The following is a 20,002-nucleotide window of genomic DNA, read 5'->3' as shown; positions in this document are numbered from 1 at the left end:
TTTACTCGGCTTCAGGCGGGAAGCACAATGGCTATTTTGAGTCCACCTTCCTGCCTGTTTGCTGCCGTAATTTCACCACCATGAATTTCAATTGCACGATGAGCGATGGTCAGTCCCAAACCAATGCCATTATGATGTTGGTTATCCCGGCTGCGAAAGAATGGCTGGAAAATCTGTTGTAAATCCTGCTCTGCAATGCCCGGCCCCTGATCTTCTATTTTGATTGAAATGTATTTTGATGATTTCTCAACAGTAAGTTGAATAATTCCGTTTTGCGGTGAATATTTAATGGCATTTCGTAATACATTTTCGATAGCGCTATGTATCAGTTCAACCCGTCCAAACAGGTTGATATGGTTAAACGTATTATGCTGGATTTGAATAGCTTTGTTTTGTGCCTCGAAACGCGCGTCTTCAATAATATCCGTTAGTATCCCGGTGAGATCGAAGTGTTGCCGCTCATCATTTTCACTGGTCGGATTTTCTATTCTGGATAAATTCAGCAGGTCACCAATCAGATGATCGATGCGTTCTGATTCACGTTCTACGCGATCCAGCATTTTGGCTGTTTTATCGGGGCTTTGCTGAGCCAGTCCAATAGCCGCCTGCATACGTGCCAACGGAGAACGCAACTCATGTGAAACATCATGTAACAAGCGCTTCTGGGCATTAAGTAACTGACCGATACGACTGGTCATGCGGTCGAAGTTTTGGCCGAGTTCCGCTAATTCATCACGACGTTTGCCCATTGCAGGACGGATACGGGTATCCAGTTTGCCATCAGCCACATCATCGAAGGCATTGCGTAGAATGCGGATCGGCTTGGTGAACCACCAGGCCAGCAAACTGCTGAATAACAATCCCGAAAGCAGCCACATACTCAATAACAATATAAGTGGCGGCGGTTTGGGCCGTTTAGGCGGAGCAAACTGCTGGCCAAGTTTTTCTGGTGAAGGTATGAATATTAATATTGCCCGGCCATCTTCGGATATCGCCTGGCGAACAGAACGGATTCTCTGGTTTTCAAAGAGTAATTGTCGTGTCGATGCGAGCAGATTTTCATCAACTTCCCGGCCCAGAATATCATTATTATCTTGAGTGATTGCAAAGATAGTAATGTTATTAAACTGTTGATCGCGAAGATATTTCTTCAGAGGTTCGATGCCTGCATATCGCACTATATCGGAGGCGCTATCAACCAGATCTGCCGCTTTCCAGCCGACTTGTACCGGAATAGCTTCAAAAGACTGACGCTCTGCATTGTGACGTAACCACATGCCGCTGGCCACCCCGATACTGGTCAGCAGTAAGGCCAGCAAAAAAGCAAAAAAGAATTTCCAGAATAAACTACGCATTATTTAATCAGTTGATATCCTTTGCCACGAACTGTCTGAATATAGGAATGGCCATCTTCTTGCTGACCGAGCTTATGCCGGATACTGCTCATATGCACATCAATACTTCTGTCAAACCTTGCCAGAGGACGACCAAGTGCTGCTTCGGATAACGCATTTTTACTGACCACCTGTCCGGCATTTCTGGCCAGTGTTTCAAGCAGACTGAACTCGGTACTGGTCAGCTCCAGCGCACTATCAAACCATAATGCTTTACGAAGTTGCGGCCAAAGCTGTAAGGGCCCGGTTTGAATGACAGATTCATCCTGTTGCTGCTGTCGGGTAATTTCGCTGCGGCGTAAAATGGCCTTAATGCGGGCAATTAATTCTCTTGGTGTGCAGGGTTTGGGAACATAATCATCAGCACCTGATTCCAGTCCCATAATGCGATCCACATCGTCACCTTTGGCGGTGAACATCAATATAGGAACATGACTCTGTTTGCGTATGGCTTTTAATACTTCGGTACCACTCATATCCGGCAACATCACATCAAGAATCACAATGTCGAACTCACCTTGCAAAGCAAGCTGCAGACCTTCGGTTGCTGTATCTGCAGTACGAACCTGAAATTTTTCTTCCTCAAGATAGTCTTGAAATAGGCCAGAAAGAATCACATCATCATCAATTATTAATACTTTGCTCACAGATATTTCCTGTTATTTTTAACGTAATAATACGTTCACAAAATTTAATCAGCTATTTGTAAATCAGTGTTTTACCTGAATTTACATATCAAAACAGTCATTAACAGTTTATCCGTCAATACTGTCTGCAACCTGTCAGTTGACAGTATTTTTTAAACTAACCGTCTCAGGAGAAACTAAATGCGTATTAAATTAATAACGCTCAGCTTGATTCCAGTTTTATTTTTAGCAGCCCCTGCCATGGCCGATAAACATAAAAGTTGTGGTGAAGGAGAGAAATATGCCGAGATGAAGAAGCATAAAGAGCATGATGGCATACCACGCATGTTACAGGGCGTTGATTTATCTGAAGCACAAAAATCTGAAATTAAAGAATTAGTTGATGCCCAGCAGACAGATAAAAGAAATGAGATGAAGGCACACTGGGAGTTGCAAAGGAAATTAAATCGATTGGCCTTTAATGATCGTCTGGATCAAAACAAGCTTGAAGCCATAATCAACGATGCTACAGAATCTCATGCAGAAAAATTAGCTAAAAGAGCCAAATTAAATAATGCAATTTTCAATGTGTTAACAACAGAGCAAAAGCAGCAGTTGCAAGACAAAATAGCTGAGTACGAACAAAGAAAGCAGGATTAAAATATCAATCTATCCTCATCCTGTAAGTTTATGCAGGATGAGGTTTTAGGGAGCTTCTCTCAGCAGTGCTATCACGGAAGCTGTTTGTGGACGCACGCCACGCCAGATATGAAAAGCTTCTGCAGCCTGCTCAACCAGCATACCCAGTCCATCAATTGTTTTGGCGGCAGAATGTGCTTTGGCCCATTGAATAAATGCCGTGTCTTTATCACTGTACATCATGTCATAACAACAGGCGCCTTTTGCCAGCACTGAGTCAGGCAACGGTGGGACCTCGCCTTGCAGACTGGCGGCAGTGGCATTAATCACCACATCAAATTCACTTTGAATATCGCTGAATCCGCCACCTTTTACATTGCCAGCCTTATCAAACTGTTCTGCCAGATGTTTGGCTTTTTCCGCGGTTCGATTGGCAATAAATATAGTGGCAGGTTGAAATTCCAGTAATGGGGCAATCACGCCACGTGAAGCACCACCGGCACCAAGCAATAAAATCCTTTTACCATCAAGTGAAATCTGATGATTGACCGTTAAATCACGGCATAGGCCTACACCATCAGTGTTATCACCAAACAGAGAGCCATCAGTATTAAAGATAACGGTATTTACGGCACCAGCCAGTTCGGCTCGGGCTGAACGATGATCGGCCATTGCCCATACCTGTTCCTTAAATGGTACGGTGACATTGAGACCTTTTAATTTAAGAACATCACGCAGCTGTTGCAGACTGTTCTGTAAATTTTCCAGTGGGACTTCAATCGCCGTGTATTCAATATCTTCAGCCGTTTGTCTGGCAAACTCAGCATGAATCAATGGTGATTTACTGTGATGGATCGGGTTGCCGATTACTGCGTATTTATCTGTCATGTTCAGCGTTGTAATTTGTTCGCAATATCTTTGGCAAAGTAGGTGAGAATACCGTCGGCGCCAGCGCGTTTAAAAGCCAGCAGACTTTCCATGATCACCTCTTCACTGAGCCAGCCTTTGAGTGTAGCCGCTTTGAGCATCGCGTATTCACCGCTGACCTGATAAATAAAGGTGGGTTTCTGGAAGGTCTGTTTTACCCGATACAACACATCCAGATAGGGCATGCCCGGTTTGACCATTACCATATCTGCGCCTTCCTGAATATCCAACGCGACTTCATGCAGGGCCTCATTCGAATTGGCCGGATCCATTTGATAACTGAATTTGTTGCCACCGGCCAGGTTACCCGCACTGCCTACGGCATCACGGAAAGGTCCATAAAAACTGGAGGCATATTTGGCTGAATAAGCCATGATACGGGTATGAATATGACCGGCATTTTCCAAAGCATTACGGATCGCTCCGATTCGCCCATCCATCATATCGGAGGGAGCAACCACATCGGCTCCAGCTTCTGCGTGAGAGAGAGCTTGTCTGATTAATACGTCAACAGTCTCGTCATTCATAATGTAACCATTGTCATCTATCAGACCATCCTGACCATGAGTGGTGAAGGGGTCCAGTGCAACATCTGTCATCACACCTAAATCCGGAAAGGCTTCTTTCAGCGCTTTAACTGCGCGTTGTGCCAACCCATCCGGGTTAAATGCTTCGGCAGCATCAAGTGATTTTTGCTCCAACGGGGTTACAGGAAACAATGCCATCATTGGTATGCCCAATTTATGAATGGTTTCTGCTTCCTTAAGCAGTAAATCAATACTCAGTCTTTCCACGCCAGGCATTGAGTTAACTTTTTCCCGCTGATTTTGCCCTTCAAGCACAAAGCAGGGATAAATCAGATCATCGACAGTTAATTTATGTTCGCGAACCAGCCGCCGGGAAAAGTCATCTTTGCGCAAACGGCGCGGTCTTTGCTGTGGAAAACCGGAAAAATTAAAAAACTGTTGGGTCATAAGTTCTGCCAGGTGAATAAGCTGCGCTTCATACTACCGCTGGTAAGATAACTTGTCATCGTTTTTAGCGTGGACGCATTGGCAGCAGATGGGCTAAAATTGCAAAGATTTTGTCCGGGGAGAACGTCCTTTCCCCTGTTCCTTTTTTATCTGGTGGAGGTTCCCCTTGCGTACAACTGCGCTACTTGCTCTTGAAGATGGCACGGTCTTTCACGGCGAATCGATCGGTGCTGTGGGTCAGTCAGTTGGTGAAGTGGTTTTCAACACCGCGATGACAGGATATCAGGAAATTATTACCGATCCGTCATACTGCCGCCAAATTGTGACTCTGACTTATCCGCATATCGGCAACGTTGGAGTCAACAAAGATGATGAAGAATCTGACCAGGTGTATGCCAGTGGTCTGATTATTCGTGAACTGTCCCCGGTAATGTCCAGCTGGCGTGGTGAAGAGGCTTTGGATAAATATCTGGAGCGCCACAATGTCGTGGGATTAGCCGGTATTGATACTCGCAGCCTGACACGTCTGTTACGTGAAAAAGGTGCACAAAAAGGCTGTATCGTTGCCGGTGACAATATTGATGTCGATGCCGCTATTGCTGCTGCCAGAGACTTTGCCGGATTGAAAGGCATGGATTTGGCCAAAGAAGTTTCTACCAAACAGGCTTATGAATGGACTGAGGGTGTCTGGCATATCGACAACCAGTCGCGCAAAGCTGAATCGCGTTTTCATGTGGTTGCCTATGATTACGGTATCAAGAAAAATATTATGCGTATGCTCACTGAACGTGGCTGCAAATTGACCGTTGTACCAGCACAAATGCCAGCTGAAGAAGTGATGAAACTTAATCCGGATGGTATTTTCCTGGCCAATGGCCCAGGTGACCCGGAACCTTGCGATTACGCTATCAAAGCCATCCAGTATTTCCTCGACAAAGAGATGCCGATTTTTGGTATCTGCTTAGGTCACCAGTTACTGGCTTTGGCCTGTGGCGCAAAAACCGAAAAAATGAAATTCGGCCATCACGGTGCCAACCATCCGGTACAGGAGTTGTTGGCAGGATTGGTGATGATTACCAGTCAGAATCACAGCTTTTCCGTAGATGAATCCACCTTGCCGGATACGGTTGAAACCACGCACCGTTCTCTATTTGATGGTAGCTTGCAGGGTATCCATCATAAAACCAAACCGGCATTCAGCTTTCAGGGACATCCGGAAGCCAGTCCTGGACCGCAGGACGCATCCCCTCTATTCGATCACTTTATCGACCTACTCGAACAAGCGACAGGTAAATAACACACCATGGCGAAACGTACTGATATTCAAAGCATTCTTATTCTGGGTGCTGGTCCGATTGTTATCGGTCAGGCCTGCGAGTTCGATTACTCTGGCGCACAGGCTTGTAAAGCACTGCGTGAAGAGGGGTACCGGGTTATTCTGGTCAATTCCAATCCCGCGACGATCATGACTGACCCCAATATGGCGGATGCAACTTATATTGAACCGGTTACCTGGGAGGCCGTCAGCAAGGTCATTGAAGTGGAACGTCCTGACGCCATTCTGCCGACCATGGGAGGTCAAACAGCCCTCAACTGTGCATTGGCCTTGGAAAAACATGGTGTGTTGGAAAAATACGGCGTTGAAATGATTGGCGCTGACAGTGAAGCGATCAATAAAGCCGAAGATCGTGACTTGTTCCGGGCCGCAATGCGCAAGATCGGCCTGGATATGCCGCAATCTGATATTGCACATTCATTGGATGAAGCGCTGGAAGTCCAACAGAAGTTCGGGTTTCCAGTCATTATCCGTCCGTCATTCACCATGGGTGGTAGTGGTGGCGGTATTGCGTATAACCGCGAAGACTTTATCGATATCTGTCAGCGTGGCTTATATCTTAGTCCGACTTCCGAATTGTTGATCGAAGAATCAATTATCGGCTGGAAAGAGTACGAGATGGAAGTGGTGCGTGACAAAAAAGATAACGCCATCATTATCTGTTCTATTGAAAACCTGGATGCAATGGGGGTTCACACCGGTGATTCAATCACCGTGGCTCCGGCACAAACATTGACCGACAAAGAATACCAAATCATGCGTAACGCTTCGCTGGCCGTTCTGCGTGAAATTGGCGTGGAAACCGGTGGTTCGAACGTTCAGTTTGCAGTGAATCCGGAAACCGGGCGTTTGATTATTATCGAAATGAATCCGCGGGTTTCACGCTCTTCTGCATTGGCTTCCAAAGCAACCGGTTTTCCGATTGCCAAAGTGGCTGCCAAGCTGGCGGTCGGCTATACCCTGGACGAATTGCAAAACGACATTACCGGTGGTGCAACGCCTGCGTCGTTTGAACCGACAATTGATTACGTGGTGACCAAGATCCCACGTTTTACCTTTGAAAAATTCCCATTGGCAGATAATCGTCTGAGCACACAGATGAAATCTGTCGGTGAAGTTATGGCGATTGGCCGAAACTTCCAGGAATCCCTGCAAAAAGCGTTACGCGGTCTGGAGACGGATCGGGATGGCTTTAACGAAATTCTGGATCTGAAAGCGGAAAATGCCGCTGAAGTGTTACGTCGTGAGTTAAGCCTGCCGGGTTCGGATCGTCTCTGGTATGTCGGTGATGCGTTCCGTTATGGGATGAGCTTTGATGAAGTTCAGCAACTGACACATATCGATCCATGGTTTCTGATTCAGATTCAGGAGCTGGTGGAAATTGAAAATCAGCTTAAAGAACGTTCATTGAACGATATCGATGAAGTGGAAATGCGTGCGCTGAAACGTAAAGGTTTTGCGGATTCACGACTGGCCAAATTGCTGCATAAAACCGAAAAACAATTCCGCAGCCATCGTCATGCGATGGGCGTACGGCCCGTCTACAAACGTGTTGATACCTGTGCGGCAGAGTTCTCAACATCTACGGCGTATATGTACTCATCTTATGATGAAGAGTGCGAAGCCAATCCGAGCGATCGTGACAAGATTATGATTTTGGGGGGCGGACCAAATCGTATCGGTCAGGGGATTGAGTTTGACTATTGCTGTGTTCATGCGGCGCTTGCACTTCGCGATGATGGTTATGAAACCATTATGGTCAACTGTAATCCGGAAACCGTTTCCACCGATTACGACACATCAGATCGTCTGTATTTTGAATCGCTGACGCTGGAAGATGTGCTGGAAATTGTTGCACTGGAAAAACCTAAAGGTGTGATTGTGCAATTTGGCGGGCAAACACCATTAAAACTGGCTCGTGCTCTGGAAGCGGCAGGTGTGCCGATTATTGGTACGTCTCCGGATGCGATTGACCATGCGGAAGATCGCGAACGTTTCCAGCAAATGGTCGAAAAACTTGGTTTGCTGCAGCCGCCAAATCGTTTGGCGCATTCAGTCGATACTGCTGTTTCACTGGCTGCCGAGATTGGTTATCCACTCGTGGTTCGTCCTTCATATGTTTTGGGCGGCCGTGCGATGGAAATTGTTTACAACGAAGAAGAACTGCAACGTTACATGCAGACCGCTGTATCGGTTTCCAACGATTCTCCGGTATTGCTGGATCGTTTCCTGGATGATGCGATTGAAGTTGATGTGGATGCGATATGTGACGGTAAGGAAGTGCTTATCGGCGGCATTATGGAGCATATTGAACAGGCTGGTGTGCATTCAGGCGACTCTGCCTGCGCGTTACCACCATTCAGCCTGAGCCAGGAAATCATGGACCAGTTACGGGTTCAGGTAAAACAAATGGCGCTTGAGCTTGGTGTAGTTGGTTTAATGAATACGCAGTTTGCTATACAGGGCGACCGTATCTTTATACTGGAAGTGAATCCACGTGCATCACGTACCGTGCCCTATGTGTCAAAATCCATCGGTGTGCCTTTGGCGAAAGTGGCTGCACGTTGCATGGCGGGCATGAGTCTGGCAGAGCAGGGTGTTACTGAAGAGGTGATTCCGTCTTATTATTCTGTCAAAGAAGCCGTTTTCCCATTCATTAAATTCCAGGGTGTTGACCCGATTCTGGGGCCGGAAATGAAATCCACTGGTGAAGTCATGGGCGTTGGACGGACCTTTGGCGAAGCCTTTGCCAAATCACAGCTGGCGGCTTCTGTCAGCCTGCCAGTGGGTGGTAAAGCCTTTATCTCGGTTCGCGACGCAGACAAACAGGCGGTTATCAAGATTGCCAAAGATTTGTTAGGCTTAGGCTTTTCGTTGCTGGCGACTCGTGGAACACAGCAAACGTTGATGGAGGCTGACGTGCCTTGCGAACGAGTGAAGAAAGTCGCAGAGGGTCAACCGCATATCGTGGATATGATCAAAAACGATGAAATCGCTCTGATTGTGAACACAACTGAAGGTCGCCAGGCCGTAGCCGATTCCAGAGAGATCCGCCGCGCGGCATTGCAACATCAGGTGAATTACACCACGACTCTGGCTGCTGCTCGTGCCACGATTCTGGCCTTGCATTGTGAAGACAGCGTTTCAGTGAATCGTTTACAGTCATTACATGGAGAATTGATTTAATGGCCGTTCCAATTACCCAGCGTGGTGCCCAGGCACTGAAAGATGAACTACATGAACTGAAAACCATCAGGCGTCCAGCTATAGTCAATGCGATTTCTGAAGCGCGCGCTCATGGTGATTTAAAAGAAAATGCTGAATACCATGCCGCACGTGAGCAGCAAAGCTTCACAGAAGGTCGTATTCAGGAGTTGGAATCAACGTTGGCTGATTGTCAGGTAATTGATCCAACTGCCCTGCCAAAAGACGGTCGTGTTGTGTTTGGTGTGACAGTGGATTTGTTGAATATCGATACTGATGATGAAGTGCGTTATCAAATTGTCGGTGATTACGAGTCGGATATTAAATTGAACCGTATTTCCATTTCATCACCGATTGCCCGTGCTTTGATTGGTAAAGAAGTCGATGATATTGCAACCGTTCAGGCTCCTGGTGGGGCGATTGAATATGAAATTACCGGCATCCATTATCTGGATTAAATGTTGAACCTCTCTGAAACCATCGGCGAACGCCTGTTACTGACATTGTGGGTAGGTGCATTATGGTCTATTGGTTATCTGGCAGTTCCGCTTGCTTTTGTCAGCCTTGAAACACTGGTTGCTGCCGAATATGCCGCTAAACTGTTTTTTGCTGTCAATGTAATTGGTCTCATCAGTGGAACATTAATTTTACTCGGTAAACTGAGTATCCAGCGGGGCAGGGCGATACATTCATGGCGCTTCTGGGTATTGATTGTCATGCTGATGATTACATTGATATTCAGTATGTATATTCAACCTGAAATGGCCAGTATCAAAACCATCGATAATTGGCGTATGAATACAGAGCTTGCCGGGAGTTTCGAACGTCTGCATATGCTGAGTCAAAATTTGTATCTGATGTTAAGCATTGCCGGTTTGTTGCTGGTATTGAGTACCGATAAACAACATACTGCACGGCAGACCTGATATGGCGCGAAGTAAATCCAGTCATAATTGGCTTAGAGAACATTTTGACGATCCTTATGTCAAAAAAGCTCAGCAGAAAGGTTATCGTTCCAGAGCGACGTTTAAGCTGGAAGAAATCGATCAGAAAGATAAGTTAATCCGTCATGGCATGTCGGTTGTCGATTTGGGTTCTGCTCCCGGTGGATGGTCTGATTATGCTTTGCATCGTGTCGGTGACAAAGGTAAAGTCATTGCATTGGATATTTTGCCAATGACGCCACTGAGCGGAGTGCATTTCATTGAAGGTGATTTTCGTGAAGACCATGTACTGGATCAGTTGAATGAAGTATTGGCCGGACAATCGATAGACCTTGTATTATCGGATATGGCCCCCAATATGACAGGTGTGGATGCGATAGATCAGCCAGGCAGTATGCATCTGGTTGAGTTGGCCTTGGATTTTGCAATTAATAACTTAAGTAAACAGGGCGATTTTCTGGTCAAAGTTTTTCAGGGTGAAGGCTTTGATGATTTTTTGAAGTCCATGCGTACTCACTTTACTAAAGTGACTACCCGTAAACCAGATGCCTCACGCGCACGGAGCCGTGAAGTATATCTACTCGGACGTGGATTGAAATGACAGTAAAAAGACTAACGTTACTAGGGGTAACAAACATTGAGTGACATGATGAAAAACATTGTTTTATGGGTCGTCATCGCGATGGTATTGATGTCGGTATTTAACAATTTCGGTCCGCAACAAACTAAGCAGAGCGAAATGGATTATTCGACATTTATCAGTAATGTGAAAAACGGTGCGGTCTCCAGTGTCGATATTCAGGGACGCACCATAACCGGTAAATTAACTGATGGAAGCCAATTTACCACCTTCAGTCCTGAATATGATCCCGGTCTAATTGGCGATCTGCTGGATAACGGTGTTGCTATCAAAGCAGAGCCAGTCGAAAAAACTGGACTGTTGATGCAGATCTTCATTTCCTGGTTCCCGATGCTTTTACTGATAGCCGTGTGGATTTTCTTTATGCGTCAGATGCAGGGCGGTGGTGGCAAAAACCCTATGTCATTTGGTAAAAGCAAAGCCCGTATGCTCAATGAAGATCAGGTTAAAGTGACCTTCAAAGATGTTGCTGGTGTTGAAGAAGCCAAAGAAGAAGTACATGAGTTAGTCGATTTCCTGCGTGATCCTGGTAAATTCCAGAAGCTGGGTGGTCGTATTCCTCGCGGTATTTTGATGGTGGGTTCACCAGGTACGGGTAAAACTCTGCTGGCTAAAGCCATTGCCGGTGAAGCAAAAGTGCCTTTCTTTACCATTTCAGGTTCTGATTTCGTCGAAATGTTTGTGGGTGTTGGTGCATCACGCGTTCGTGATATGTTCGAACAAGCCAAGAAACATGCTCCCTGCATCATCTTTATTGATGAGATTGATGCGGTTGGTCGGCATCGTGGTGCCGGTTTAGGTGGCGGTAACGATGAACGTGAACAAACCCTGAATCAGTTACTGGTTGAGATGGATGGTTTTGAAGGTAATGAAGGTGTCATTATTATTGCCGCAACTAACCGTCCTGACGTATTGGATCCGGCATTGTTACGTCCAGGTCGTTTTGACAGACAGGTAGTCGTGCCATTGCCTGATATTCGTGGCCGTGAACAGATCCTTAAAGTACATTTGGGTAAAGTACCCGCTGATGAAGATGTAAATCCAAGCGTCATCGCGCGTGGAACACCTGGCTTTTCCGGTGCGGATTTAGCCAATCTGGTCAACGAAGCCGCTTTATTTGCAGCACGCACCAATAAACGCCTGGTTTCCATGAACGATCTGGAACTGGCAAAAGACAAAATCATGATGGGTGCAGAGCGCCGTTCCATGGTCATGAGTGATAAAGAGAAAGAACTGACCGCATACCACGAAGCTGGCCACGCTATTGTTGGTCGTAGCGTTCCGGGTCATGATCCGGTCTATAAAGTCAGTATCATTCCACGTGGTCGAGCGTTAGGTGTCACCATGTTTCTGCCAACGGAAGATCGTTACAGCTATACCAAACAACAACTGGAAAGTCAGATATCCAGTTTGTATGGCGGTCGACTGGCTGAAGAAATGATTTTTGGTGCTGAAGCGGTGACTACAGGTGCGTCGAATGATATTCAACGCGCAACCGAGCTGGCACACAATATGGTTACCAAATGGGGACTTTCTGACAACATGGGACCTTTATCGTATGGTGAAGATGAAGGCGAGGTGTTCCTTGGTCGTAGTGTCACTCAGCACAAAGCCGTATCTGATTTAACAGCCAAGCAGATTGATGAAGATGTTCGTGCCTTGATTACCCGTAACTATGATCGGGCAAAAAATATTCTGACGGAAAATCTCGATAAATTGCATACCATGGCCAAACTATTGATCACTTATGAAACCATCGACAGTGATCAGATCGATGCCATTATGGAAGGCCGTGAACCAGGTGCACCAAAAGGCTGGGATGACAAATCATCAACGCCGCCACCATCGGCAAAACCTGATGAAGATGGCCCGGAACCGACGGGTAAACCTGCTGATCAATTAAACTGAGATAGTTAAACCATGATCATGGACTTTGCGGGAAAATCACTGGATTTGTCCGCCCCGCAGGTTATGGGCATCGTCAATGTAACGCCTGATTCCTTTTCGGATGGCGGGCGTTTTTTTTCTGCTGACAAAGCCCTGGAACAAGCCCGCAAGTTAGTTGCTGATGGCGCCACCATTATTGATATTGGTGGCGAATCGACTCGTCCCGGCTCTGAACCTGTTGGCATTGAAGAAGAAATCCACCGTGTTGTTCCTGCAATAGAAGCTATTCATGCTGAGCTTGATGTGGTTATTTCTATCGATACTATGAAAGCCGATGTCATGCGAGCTGCAGTAGCGGCCGGTGCAAGCCTGATAAATGATGTCAATGCGCTGCGTGGCGAAGGTGCGCTACAGGCCGCCGCGGACCTGGGAGTACCGATATGTTTGATGCATATGCAGGGCACACCTCAAACCATGCAACAACATCCCCACTATGTCGATGTGGTCAATGAAGTGAATAACTTTCTGTCTGAGCGGATTGCTGCCTGTGAAGCAGCGGGAATCTCGCGTTCAGGAATTATTCTGGACCCTGGATTTGGCTTTGGTAAAAATGCCCGCCATAATCTGCGCTTAATGAAACATTTATCGGTATTCACCGAATCGGACCTTCCGGTTTTGGTTGGTGTCTCTCGTAAATCCATTATCGGTGCTATGTTGAAGGTTTCGGTTGATGAACGCTTGGCTGGAAGTCTGGCTTTAGCCTCAATAGCGGTTTGGCAGGGTGCAAAAATTATTCGCAGTCATGATGTGCGTGAGACGCTACAGGCAATACGATTGTGTGAACATGTAATGCAGGTTAACGATTTTGATTGAACAAAAACGACGTTATTTTGGTACTGATGGCATCCGAGGCCGGGTGGGCGATGGTGCTATTACTCCGGATTTTGTATTAAAGCTCGGTTGGGCGGTGGGAAGGGTTCTCGCCAAAGAGCGAAATAGCAAAGTACTCATCGGTAAAGACACGCGTATTTCAGGCTATATGTTTGAATCAGCATTGCAGGCAGGGCTTTCAGCTGCCGGCGTAGACGTTTATCTGATGGGGCCGATGCCTACCCCGGCGGTGGCTTATTTAACCAGAACATTTCATGCCCAGGCCGGTATTGTGATCAGTGCGTCGCATAATCCTTATCATGACAACGGCATTAAGTTTTTTTCTGATCAGGGGACAAAATTACCGGACTCAGTAGAACTGGCAATTGAGGCGATGCTGGATCAACCTATTAAAACGGTGGATTCTGCTCATTTAGGCAAGGCACATCGGATAGCCGATGCGGCAGGTCGTTATATTGAGTTTTGCAAAAGTACTATCTCCACTGGCGTCGATTTATCGAATCTGAAGATTGTGGTGGACTGTGCTCACGGTGCCACTTATCACATTGCGCCAAATGTATTTCGTGAGTTGGGTGCCGAAGTTATTTTAATGGGGGCCGATCCGGACGGACTGAATATCAATCAGAATTGTGGCTCAACCGAACCACGCTTGTTACAAGCCAGTGTTTTAGAGCACAAGGCTGACCTAGGTATTGCCCTTGATGGTGATGGCGACCGTCTCATTATGGTTGACCATCAAGGTGAACTGGTGGATGGCGATGACATTCTGTTTATCATTGCACGTGGCAGACAGCGTATGGGATTGGGAAGAGGGCATGTCGTCGGCACCCAGATGTCGAATCTGGGGTTGCAACACGCACTTGAAAAACACGACATCACATTACATCGCGCCAATGTGGGTGATCGGTATGTCATGGAGAAGTTACAGCAGGTCGATGGCCTGATAGGTGGTGAAGCATCCGGACATATTATCTGTCTTGATAAAACCAGTACCGGAGATGGTATTGTGGCGGCATTACAGGTGCTGGCTGAAATCCAGCAGACTGGCAGCAGTTTGCATGAACTGCGTTCAGCGGTGATTAAATATCCGCAGCGACTGATAAATGTGCGGATTAATAAACTGGTGAATTTACAGGATTATCCGGAAATTCAAACAGCAGTAGAAAGTGTTGAGGCCGAGCTCGGTAATGAGGGCCGAGTGTTGTTGCGAGCCTCTGGTACCGAGCCGGTTATTCGGGTCATGGTCGAGGGACATGATGCGACACGCACAAACCAATTATCCAAGTCACTGGCAGAGCAGATTGAGACAATTCTGCAGGGATAATGCGGTAACGTTTCAGGCCAAAAAGATAACGGGCGATGACATTGCTTTATCAACGGCCAGTCGGTAACCTTTATGATTAATCCTTAAATAAGAGTAGGTGTCTGTGCGCAAACCGCTGGTCGCTGGTAACTGGAAAATGAACGGCTCTAGCGCAAGTAACAAACTGTTGCTTGATGCGATACTGGCGCAAAGAGACTCCTTTGCATCGGTTGATGTTGCCTTATTTCCACCCGCACTTTATGTACAACAGGTACAGTCTGCCTTAACGGGCACGGGCATGTATTGGGGCACTCAAAACGTCTCTCAGTTTGATTCCGGTGCTTATACGGGTGAAATCTCGGCGGCCATGTTGCGGGATTTTGGTTGTCAGTATGTCTTGATTGGTCATTCGGAACGACGTGGTTTATATGCCGAACTGAACCTGGATCAGGTATTTCTTGATCACATCATCGCAGAAAAATACGAGATGACGTTACGTCATGGGATCACCCCGATTATCTGTATAGGTGAAAGTCCTGAAGAACACTCAATGGGCCGCACAGAAGAGATGGTGGCACGGCTGATGGATATTGTGATTGCGCAACAAGGCGTCGAAATGTTGTCAAAAGCGGTACTGGCTTATGAACCTGTTTGGGCCATTGGTACCGGTAAGACAGCCAGCCCGGAATGGGCGCAGGATGTGCATTCTTTCATGCGTCAGCGAGTGGCAAAACATGATGCGAAAATTGCCGCATCGCTCAGAATACTTTACGGCGGCAGCGTAAAAGGTAATAATGCTGCCCCATTATTTGCCAAGCCGGATATTGACGGTGGATTAATCGGTGGCGGTTCACGTGATGCCGATGAATTTGTTCAAATCTGTCAGGCTGCAGCTCAAAATTAGGAAATTAAATGGATGCGTTGATTCTTGGGATTCACGTTGTGATCTCGCTATTGTTAGTAGGTTTGATTTTAATCCAGCACGGTAAAGGTGCGGATGCCGGCGCTGCTTTTGGCGGTGGCGGTGGCGGCGGTGCTTCTGCTAGTCTGTTTGGCAGTCAGGGTTCAGCTTCTTTTCTCAGCCGTAGCAGCGCGATTCTGGCGACAGTGTTTTTTATCACCAGCCTGACGCTGGCTTATCTGGCAGGTAACACCGATCGGGTACAAAGTGTTACGGATTCAGTGGTGATTGAACAACCGGTAGAAGAAAGCCCTGCGGATCTTCCAGAGTTTCCGTAAAATATCCCTCAGTTAATTGCCGTCGTGGTGAAATTGGTAGACACGCTATCTTGAGGGGGTAGTGCCTTAGGGTGTGCCGGTTCGACTCCGGCCGACGGCACCAATTTCGAAGCCAGGTATTTGTAAAGCAGATACTTGGCTTTTTTGTATCTGGCTGCTTTGGAACAAATTACCGTTTACAGAACTCATGGGCTTTTACCCGTTGGTTAACCGGTCTTGTTTTGATGTGGAAACATTCTCAGTGACATTTGGTCACAGGCGTTACGAATAATACAGAGAAGGGACTTTTATGCTTAAGCTGTTGTTTCAACACTATCAAAAATTATCTGCTGCATTGTTGGCCAGTGGGATGTTGGTTACTTCCGGAATGAGTTATGCCGACTGGGATCTTGACCAAACCGATTCGCAACTGCATTTCATGTCAGTCAAGTCAACTTCCATTGCCGAGCTACATACTTTTAAAACCATCACCGGCAGTTTGTCAGATAGTGGTAAAGCCGAACTTGTCATTGATTTGAATAGTGTCAATACCAACATTCCCATCCGTGATGAACGTATGCAGGCTATGCTGTTTGATACCGTTAACTTTCCGCTGGCAAAGTTAGCGGCAGATGTTGATATTATTGCTGTAAAAGCTCTCGAGACTGGACAGACAATCACTCAGGATGTTGAGCTAAAACTCGATTTGCATGGTCAAACACAGACATTTCCTGCGCAGTTACAGGTTACGGCACTGGAGTCGGGTAAATTGATGGTCGCCACGACGGCGCCTGTGGTGATCAAAGCGGAAGATTTTAATTTGGTTGAAGGCGTCAATGCATTGCGCGATGTGGCTGGTTTGCCGTCAATTACACTTGCCGTACCAGTGACTGCTACTCTGTTTTTTAATCCGTAACAGAGTAAGGTCTGTAGACTTTTATATCGACACGGCTCGAAAGCATTGTTTTAAAAATTACCGGCCGCTAAGAGCGCTGTCGATGTTTTTTCCACATACCAGCGATAAAGAATATTAAAGCAATCCAGATCAGGCCAAAGGTAATCAGTCTTTCCGGCGGATAGGCTTCTTTTAGTACAAATACACCAATAACAAATTGGATGCTAGGATTAATGTACATGATGAAGCCCACTACGGATAAGTCGACTCGACTGGCCGCCATGGCAAACAATACAAGCGGTAAGGCGGTGAGCAGACCGGAACCAATAAGTAGTAGAGTTAATTGGGCAGAGTCACCAAACGCCAGGTCATAATCAGAGTTGGCTGCCTGCCACAAAATCCAGGCTAAGGCTACAGGTGCTAACCATAAGGTTTCTATCGTCAGGCCATTTACGCCATCCACCGGATGTTTTTTTCGGATGAGCCCGTACAAGGCAAATGCCAGAGCCAGTGATAACCCCACCCAAGGCAAACTACCCAAGCTGAACCATTCCCATAAAACAGCAATGGTAGCCAGAACCCCGGCCCACGCCTGTAACGGATGTAATTGTTCCTTGAGCAACCATCTGGCCAATAGCAGACTCATTACCGGTGTAATGAAATAGCCGAGACTGGCTTCCAGTACTCGGTGTTGTGAAACAGCCCAGATAAATATCAGCCAGTTTATGGCAATCAGGCATGAGGATAATGCCAGCCACAACAGCAATTTTTTATCTGCAAAGGTCTTGATCAATTTGCGTCCACGGCCGAGTAATAATCCAACCAGAGTGGTGGCAAGCAAAGACCATAGGATTCGGTGCGACAATACTTCAACTGCTGAAACGCTGTTCAGATAACTGAAATAAAGCGGGAAGCTACCCCATATTACATAAGCAGCAATAGCGAATATCAGGCCATACATAAATTACTTTGCTTTGAAAAAGTGTTATCGGAATCCATTGTAAATTGGCCAGGGTCTTGCGGCCTTGCACACAGTAATACAATAGCTATGCAAAATGGACAGTTTACGTAATTATTTTATGTAAACGATTTTTTAAAGCATTATTGTGTCAAAAGTTCATATCGATGAAAGTACTGGTTGGAGTAAACAGGGAGGTCAGGTGATCAGAACAAGGCTTAACCAATTGCAAAACCGGCTGGTTCAGTTGCGAAAAGCCGGCTTTTTTGCACCGCTGAGGATAGCCTTGAGTTATGCCCTTTTTGCCACACTTTGGATAATTTTTTCTGATCAACTGATGCAACGCATAACCGATGATAGCCAGTTGTTGTCTCGATTACAGACTTATAAAGGTTTGTTTTTTGTGACTATTACCGCCTTTCTGGTCTGGCTGTTGATACAACGTTTGTGGCTGTCGCAAAGCAAACTTATCGATGCTTTGCAGGATAGTCAGTCAAAGTTGTGCGTTATTTTCGATAATGTGCCGTGTGGTATTCAGGAATGTGATCTGCAGGGACGTGTAACTTTCAGTAATCAGGCACACCATCAGATCCTTGGCATTCAACCTGATAAGCTGATTGGACGATATATATGGGATTATCAACCCGATGAAAATGCCAAACAACAATTTAAACGTATATTTAATGATCTGGTCACGAATCAACCCAAGCCAGAGCTGTTAGTCACCATCAATCTTGCAGCTGATGGCCAGCAAAAAATCCTGGAATATAACTGGGATTATATCTATGACGATAAAGATGAGTTAGTGGGGCTTATTGCCGTCATATCTGACATTACGATGCGCCAGCAGCAGGAAGAAAGAATACTTCGTCTGGCGCATTACGATACGTTAACTGGCCTGCCAAATCGTTTCCTGTCCATGGATCGTTTAGCTCAATTATTGGAACTGGCTCGCCACAATAATGATCTGGTGGGGGTTTTATGTCTGGATTTGGATGATTTTAAAAAAATCAATGAATCAATGGGACATGAAGCTGGAGACGCCTTACTGATACAGATTGCACAGCGTATTCAATCACATATTCGTCATCGCGATATTCTCGGTCGGCTTGGTGGTGATGAATTTATCGTGTTACTGGCAGATATGCATTCTACGGAAGAGATTACGCCCATTCTGGAAAATCTGGTCCGACAATTCCGCCAGCCATTTATGATTGATGAACAGACAATAACACTGACCTTAAGCATCGGTGTGGCTACCTATCCTTTAGATGGCCATCATGCTTCACAATTGCTGCGACAGGCCGATACTGCTATGTTTTATGCCAAAAGCAGTGGCCGAAACACTTTCGTAAATTATACCGAATCGATGAACCGTGATGCGGCGCGAAAATTGCTCATAGAACAGTACATGTACGGGGCATTGGAGCGGGGTGAGTTTTATCTTCTCTATCAGCCGCAAATTGAATTGGCAACCGGCAAAATGACGGGGGCAGAGGCTTTATTACGTTGGCAAAATGAACAATTGGGACCTATTGGTCCGGATGAATTTATCCCGGTAGCGGAGCAGACGGGATTGATTGTTCCCATTGGTGAGTTTGTGATGCAGTCGGCGATAAAAAAGACTGCCGAATGGCAAAAACATCAGATGGGTTTCCGGATGGCTATCAATCTTTCTCCCTGCCAGTTTCGTGATCCGGGATTATTGGGGTTTGTTGAACAGCAATTACAGAAATACCCAGTTCATCCTCATACACTGGAACTGGAAATTACCGAAGGTGTGTTATTAAGCGGATACCTGATGACCGATGAGTTATTCAAGTCGTTTACGGCAATGGGCATTGATATGGCGATGGATGATTTTGGTACTGGCTACTCTTCACTCAGTTATCTTCGAAGCTATCCGTTTGCCATTGTAAAAATTGATCGTAGTTTTATTAACGATATGACTACTGATTCAGCGGATCGGGAACTGGTTAATGCCAGCATAGCCATGGCACATGGACTCGGTTTGAAAGTGGTGGCTGAAGGCGTGGAAACAGAAGAGCAGGCCATATCACTCAAGGCAATGAAATGTGATTACGTACAAGGTTATTATTACAGTAAACCCGTTCATCCTGACCAATTACTGTTGAAGCTCGTCGGGTAATCTGTAATAAACGATCT

General features: G+C 46.2%; 18 protein-coding genes and 1 tRNA gene. 14 read left to right on the top strand and 5 right to left on the bottom strand.

Translation table 11 applies throughout. The features are described from left to right. Positions 1 to 11: 11 nt before the first annotated feature. Positions 12 to 1,355, bottom strand: coding sequence for an ATP-binding protein (locus B2W60_RS04820; protein ID WP_292362356.1), 1,344 nt, complete (start codon positions 1,353 to 1,355; stop codon positions 12 to 14). Continuing rightward, a complete protein-coding gene (locus B2W60_RS04815; protein WP_292362357.1) occupies positions 1,355 to 2,041 on the bottom strand; it encodes a response regulator transcription factor in 687 nt (228 codons plus the stop codon). The genes B2W60_RS04820 and B2W60_RS04815 overlap by 1 nt, the downstream gene beginning before the upstream one ends. A 180-nt stretch (positions 2,042 to 2,221) precedes the next feature. Here B2W60_RS04815 and B2W60_RS04810 point away from each other — a divergent pair, with 180 nt between their 5' ends. Continuing rightward, positions 2,222 to 2,680, top strand: a complete 459-nt coding sequence (locus B2W60_RS04810; protein ID WP_292362358.1) for a Spy/CpxP family protein refolding chaperone — start codon at positions 2,222 to 2,224, stop codon at positions 2,678 to 2,680. 45 nt (positions 2,681 to 2,725) lie between these two features. Here B2W60_RS04810 and aroE read toward each other — a convergent pair whose 3' ends face one another. Both aroE and hemB read right to left on the bottom strand, forming a co-directional pair. Continuing rightward, the gene (aroE, locus tag B2W60_RS04805; RefSeq protein WP_292362359.1) at positions 2,726 to 3,547 is read right to left on the bottom strand and encodes a shikimate dehydrogenase; all 822 of its coding nucleotides are present in this window, start codon (positions 3,545 to 3,547) and stop codon (positions 2,726 to 2,728) included. Positions 3,548 to 3,549: 2 nt separating this feature from the next. Then, entirely contained in the window at positions 3,550 to 4,560 is a 1,011-nt protein-coding gene (hemB, locus tag B2W60_RS04800) for a porphobilinogen synthase (RefSeq protein WP_292362360.1), read from the bottom strand. 166 nt (positions 4,561 to 4,726) lie between these two features. Between hemB and carA the strand changes: the two genes are divergently transcribed. The 12 genes from carA to B2W60_RS04740 all read left to right on the top strand — a co-directional run bounded on the left by carA (position 4,727) and on the right by B2W60_RS04740 (position 16,899). Further along, positions 4,727 to 5,857: a glutamine-hydrolyzing carbamoyl-phosphate synthase small subunit gene (gene carA / locus B2W60_RS04795; RefSeq protein WP_292362361.1), complete on the top strand. Its 1,131-nt coding sequence runs from the start codon at positions 4,727 to 4,729 to the stop codon at positions 5,855 to 5,857. Between the two features lie 6 nt (positions 5,858 to 5,863). Next, positions 5,864 to 9,082, top strand: coding sequence for a carbamoyl-phosphate synthase large subunit (gene carB / locus B2W60_RS04790; protein WP_292362362.1), 3,219 nt, complete (start codon positions 5,864 to 5,866; stop codon positions 9,080 to 9,082). After that, positions 9,082 to 9,558: a transcription elongation factor GreA gene (gene greA, locus B2W60_RS04785; protein ID WP_292362363.1), complete on the top strand. Its 477-nt coding sequence runs from the start codon at positions 9,082 to 9,084 to the stop codon at positions 9,556 to 9,558. Before carB ends, greA begins: the two co-directional genes overlap by 1 nt. Further along, positions 9,559 to 10,026 carry a DUF4149 domain-containing protein gene (locus B2W60_RS04780; RefSeq protein ID WP_292362364.1) on the top strand — a complete coding sequence of 156 codons (468 nt, stop codon included), beginning with the start codon at positions 9,559 to 9,561 and terminating at the stop codon, positions 10,024 to 10,026. A gap of 1 nt (position 10,027) precedes the next feature. Beyond that, positions 10,028 to 10,645, top strand: coding sequence for a 23S rRNA (uridine(2552)-2'-O)-methyltransferase RlmE (gene rlmE / locus B2W60_RS04775; RefSeq protein ID WP_292362365.1), 618 nt, complete (start codon positions 10,028 to 10,030; stop codon positions 10,643 to 10,645). A gap of 45 nt (positions 10,646 to 10,690) precedes the next feature. After that, positions 10,691 to 12,592 (top strand): ATP-dependent zinc metalloprotease FtsH, encoded by a 1,902-nt coding sequence (gene ftsH / locus B2W60_RS04770; protein ID WP_292362367.1) that lies wholly within the window; start codon positions 10,691 to 10,693, stop codon positions 12,590 to 12,592. Between the two features lie 12 nt (positions 12,593 to 12,604). After that, complete coding sequence (gene folP, locus B2W60_RS04765) at positions 12,605 to 13,444, top strand: dihydropteroate synthase (RefSeq protein ID WP_292362368.1); 840 nt, start codon at positions 12,605 to 12,607, stop codon at positions 13,442 to 13,444. Beyond that, complete coding sequence (gene glmM, locus B2W60_RS04760; protein ID WP_414673256.1) at positions 13,437 to 14,786, top strand: phosphoglucosamine mutase; 1,350 nt, start codon at positions 13,437 to 13,439, stop codon at positions 14,784 to 14,786. The genes folP and glmM overlap by 8 nt, the downstream gene beginning before the upstream one ends. A 103-nt stretch (positions 14,787 to 14,889) precedes the next feature. Further along, entirely contained in the window at positions 14,890 to 15,669 is a 780-nt protein-coding gene (gene tpiA / locus B2W60_RS04755) for a triose-phosphate isomerase (protein ID WP_292362369.1), read from the top strand. Between the two features lie 8 nt (positions 15,670 to 15,677). After that, entirely contained in the window at positions 15,678 to 16,004 is a 327-nt protein-coding gene (gene secG, locus B2W60_RS04750) for a preprotein translocase subunit SecG (RefSeq protein WP_292362370.1), read from the top strand. Positions 16,005 to 16,022: 18 nt separating this feature from the next. Beyond that, positions 16,023 to 16,107, top strand: a tRNA-Leu gene (locus tag B2W60_RS04745). Positions 16,108 to 16,293: 186 nt separating this feature from the next. Continuing rightward, positions 16,294 to 16,899 carry a YceI family protein gene (locus B2W60_RS04740; RefSeq protein ID WP_292362371.1) on the top strand — a complete coding sequence of 202 codons (606 nt, stop codon included), beginning with the start codon at positions 16,294 to 16,296 and terminating at the stop codon, positions 16,897 to 16,899. 67 nt (positions 16,900 to 16,966) lie between these two features. Here B2W60_RS04740 and rarD read toward each other — a convergent pair whose 3' ends face one another. Continuing rightward, a complete protein-coding gene (gene rarD, locus B2W60_RS04735) occupies positions 16,967 to 17,839 on the bottom strand; it encodes an EamA family transporter RarD (RefSeq protein ID WP_292362372.1) in 873 nt (290 codons plus the stop codon). Between the two features lie 199 nt (positions 17,840 to 18,038). On the opposite strand from rarD, the gene B2W60_RS04730 reads away from it, so the two are divergent. Beyond that, positions 18,039 to 19,985, top strand: a complete 1,947-nt coding sequence (locus tag B2W60_RS04730) for a sensor domain-containing protein (RefSeq protein WP_292362373.1) — start codon at positions 18,039 to 18,041, stop codon at positions 19,983 to 19,985. The last annotated feature ends 17 nt before the right edge of the window (positions 19,986 to 20,002 follow it).

Source organism: Methylophaga sp. UBA2496 (genome assembly GCF_002341635.1).
In the GTDB taxonomy this organism is placed as follows: Bacteria; Pseudomonadota; Gammaproteobacteria; order Nitrosococcales; family Methylophagaceae; genus Methylophaga.
Note: the sequence above shows the minus strand (reverse complement) of the source record. Positions and strands in the feature narration are given on the sequence as shown.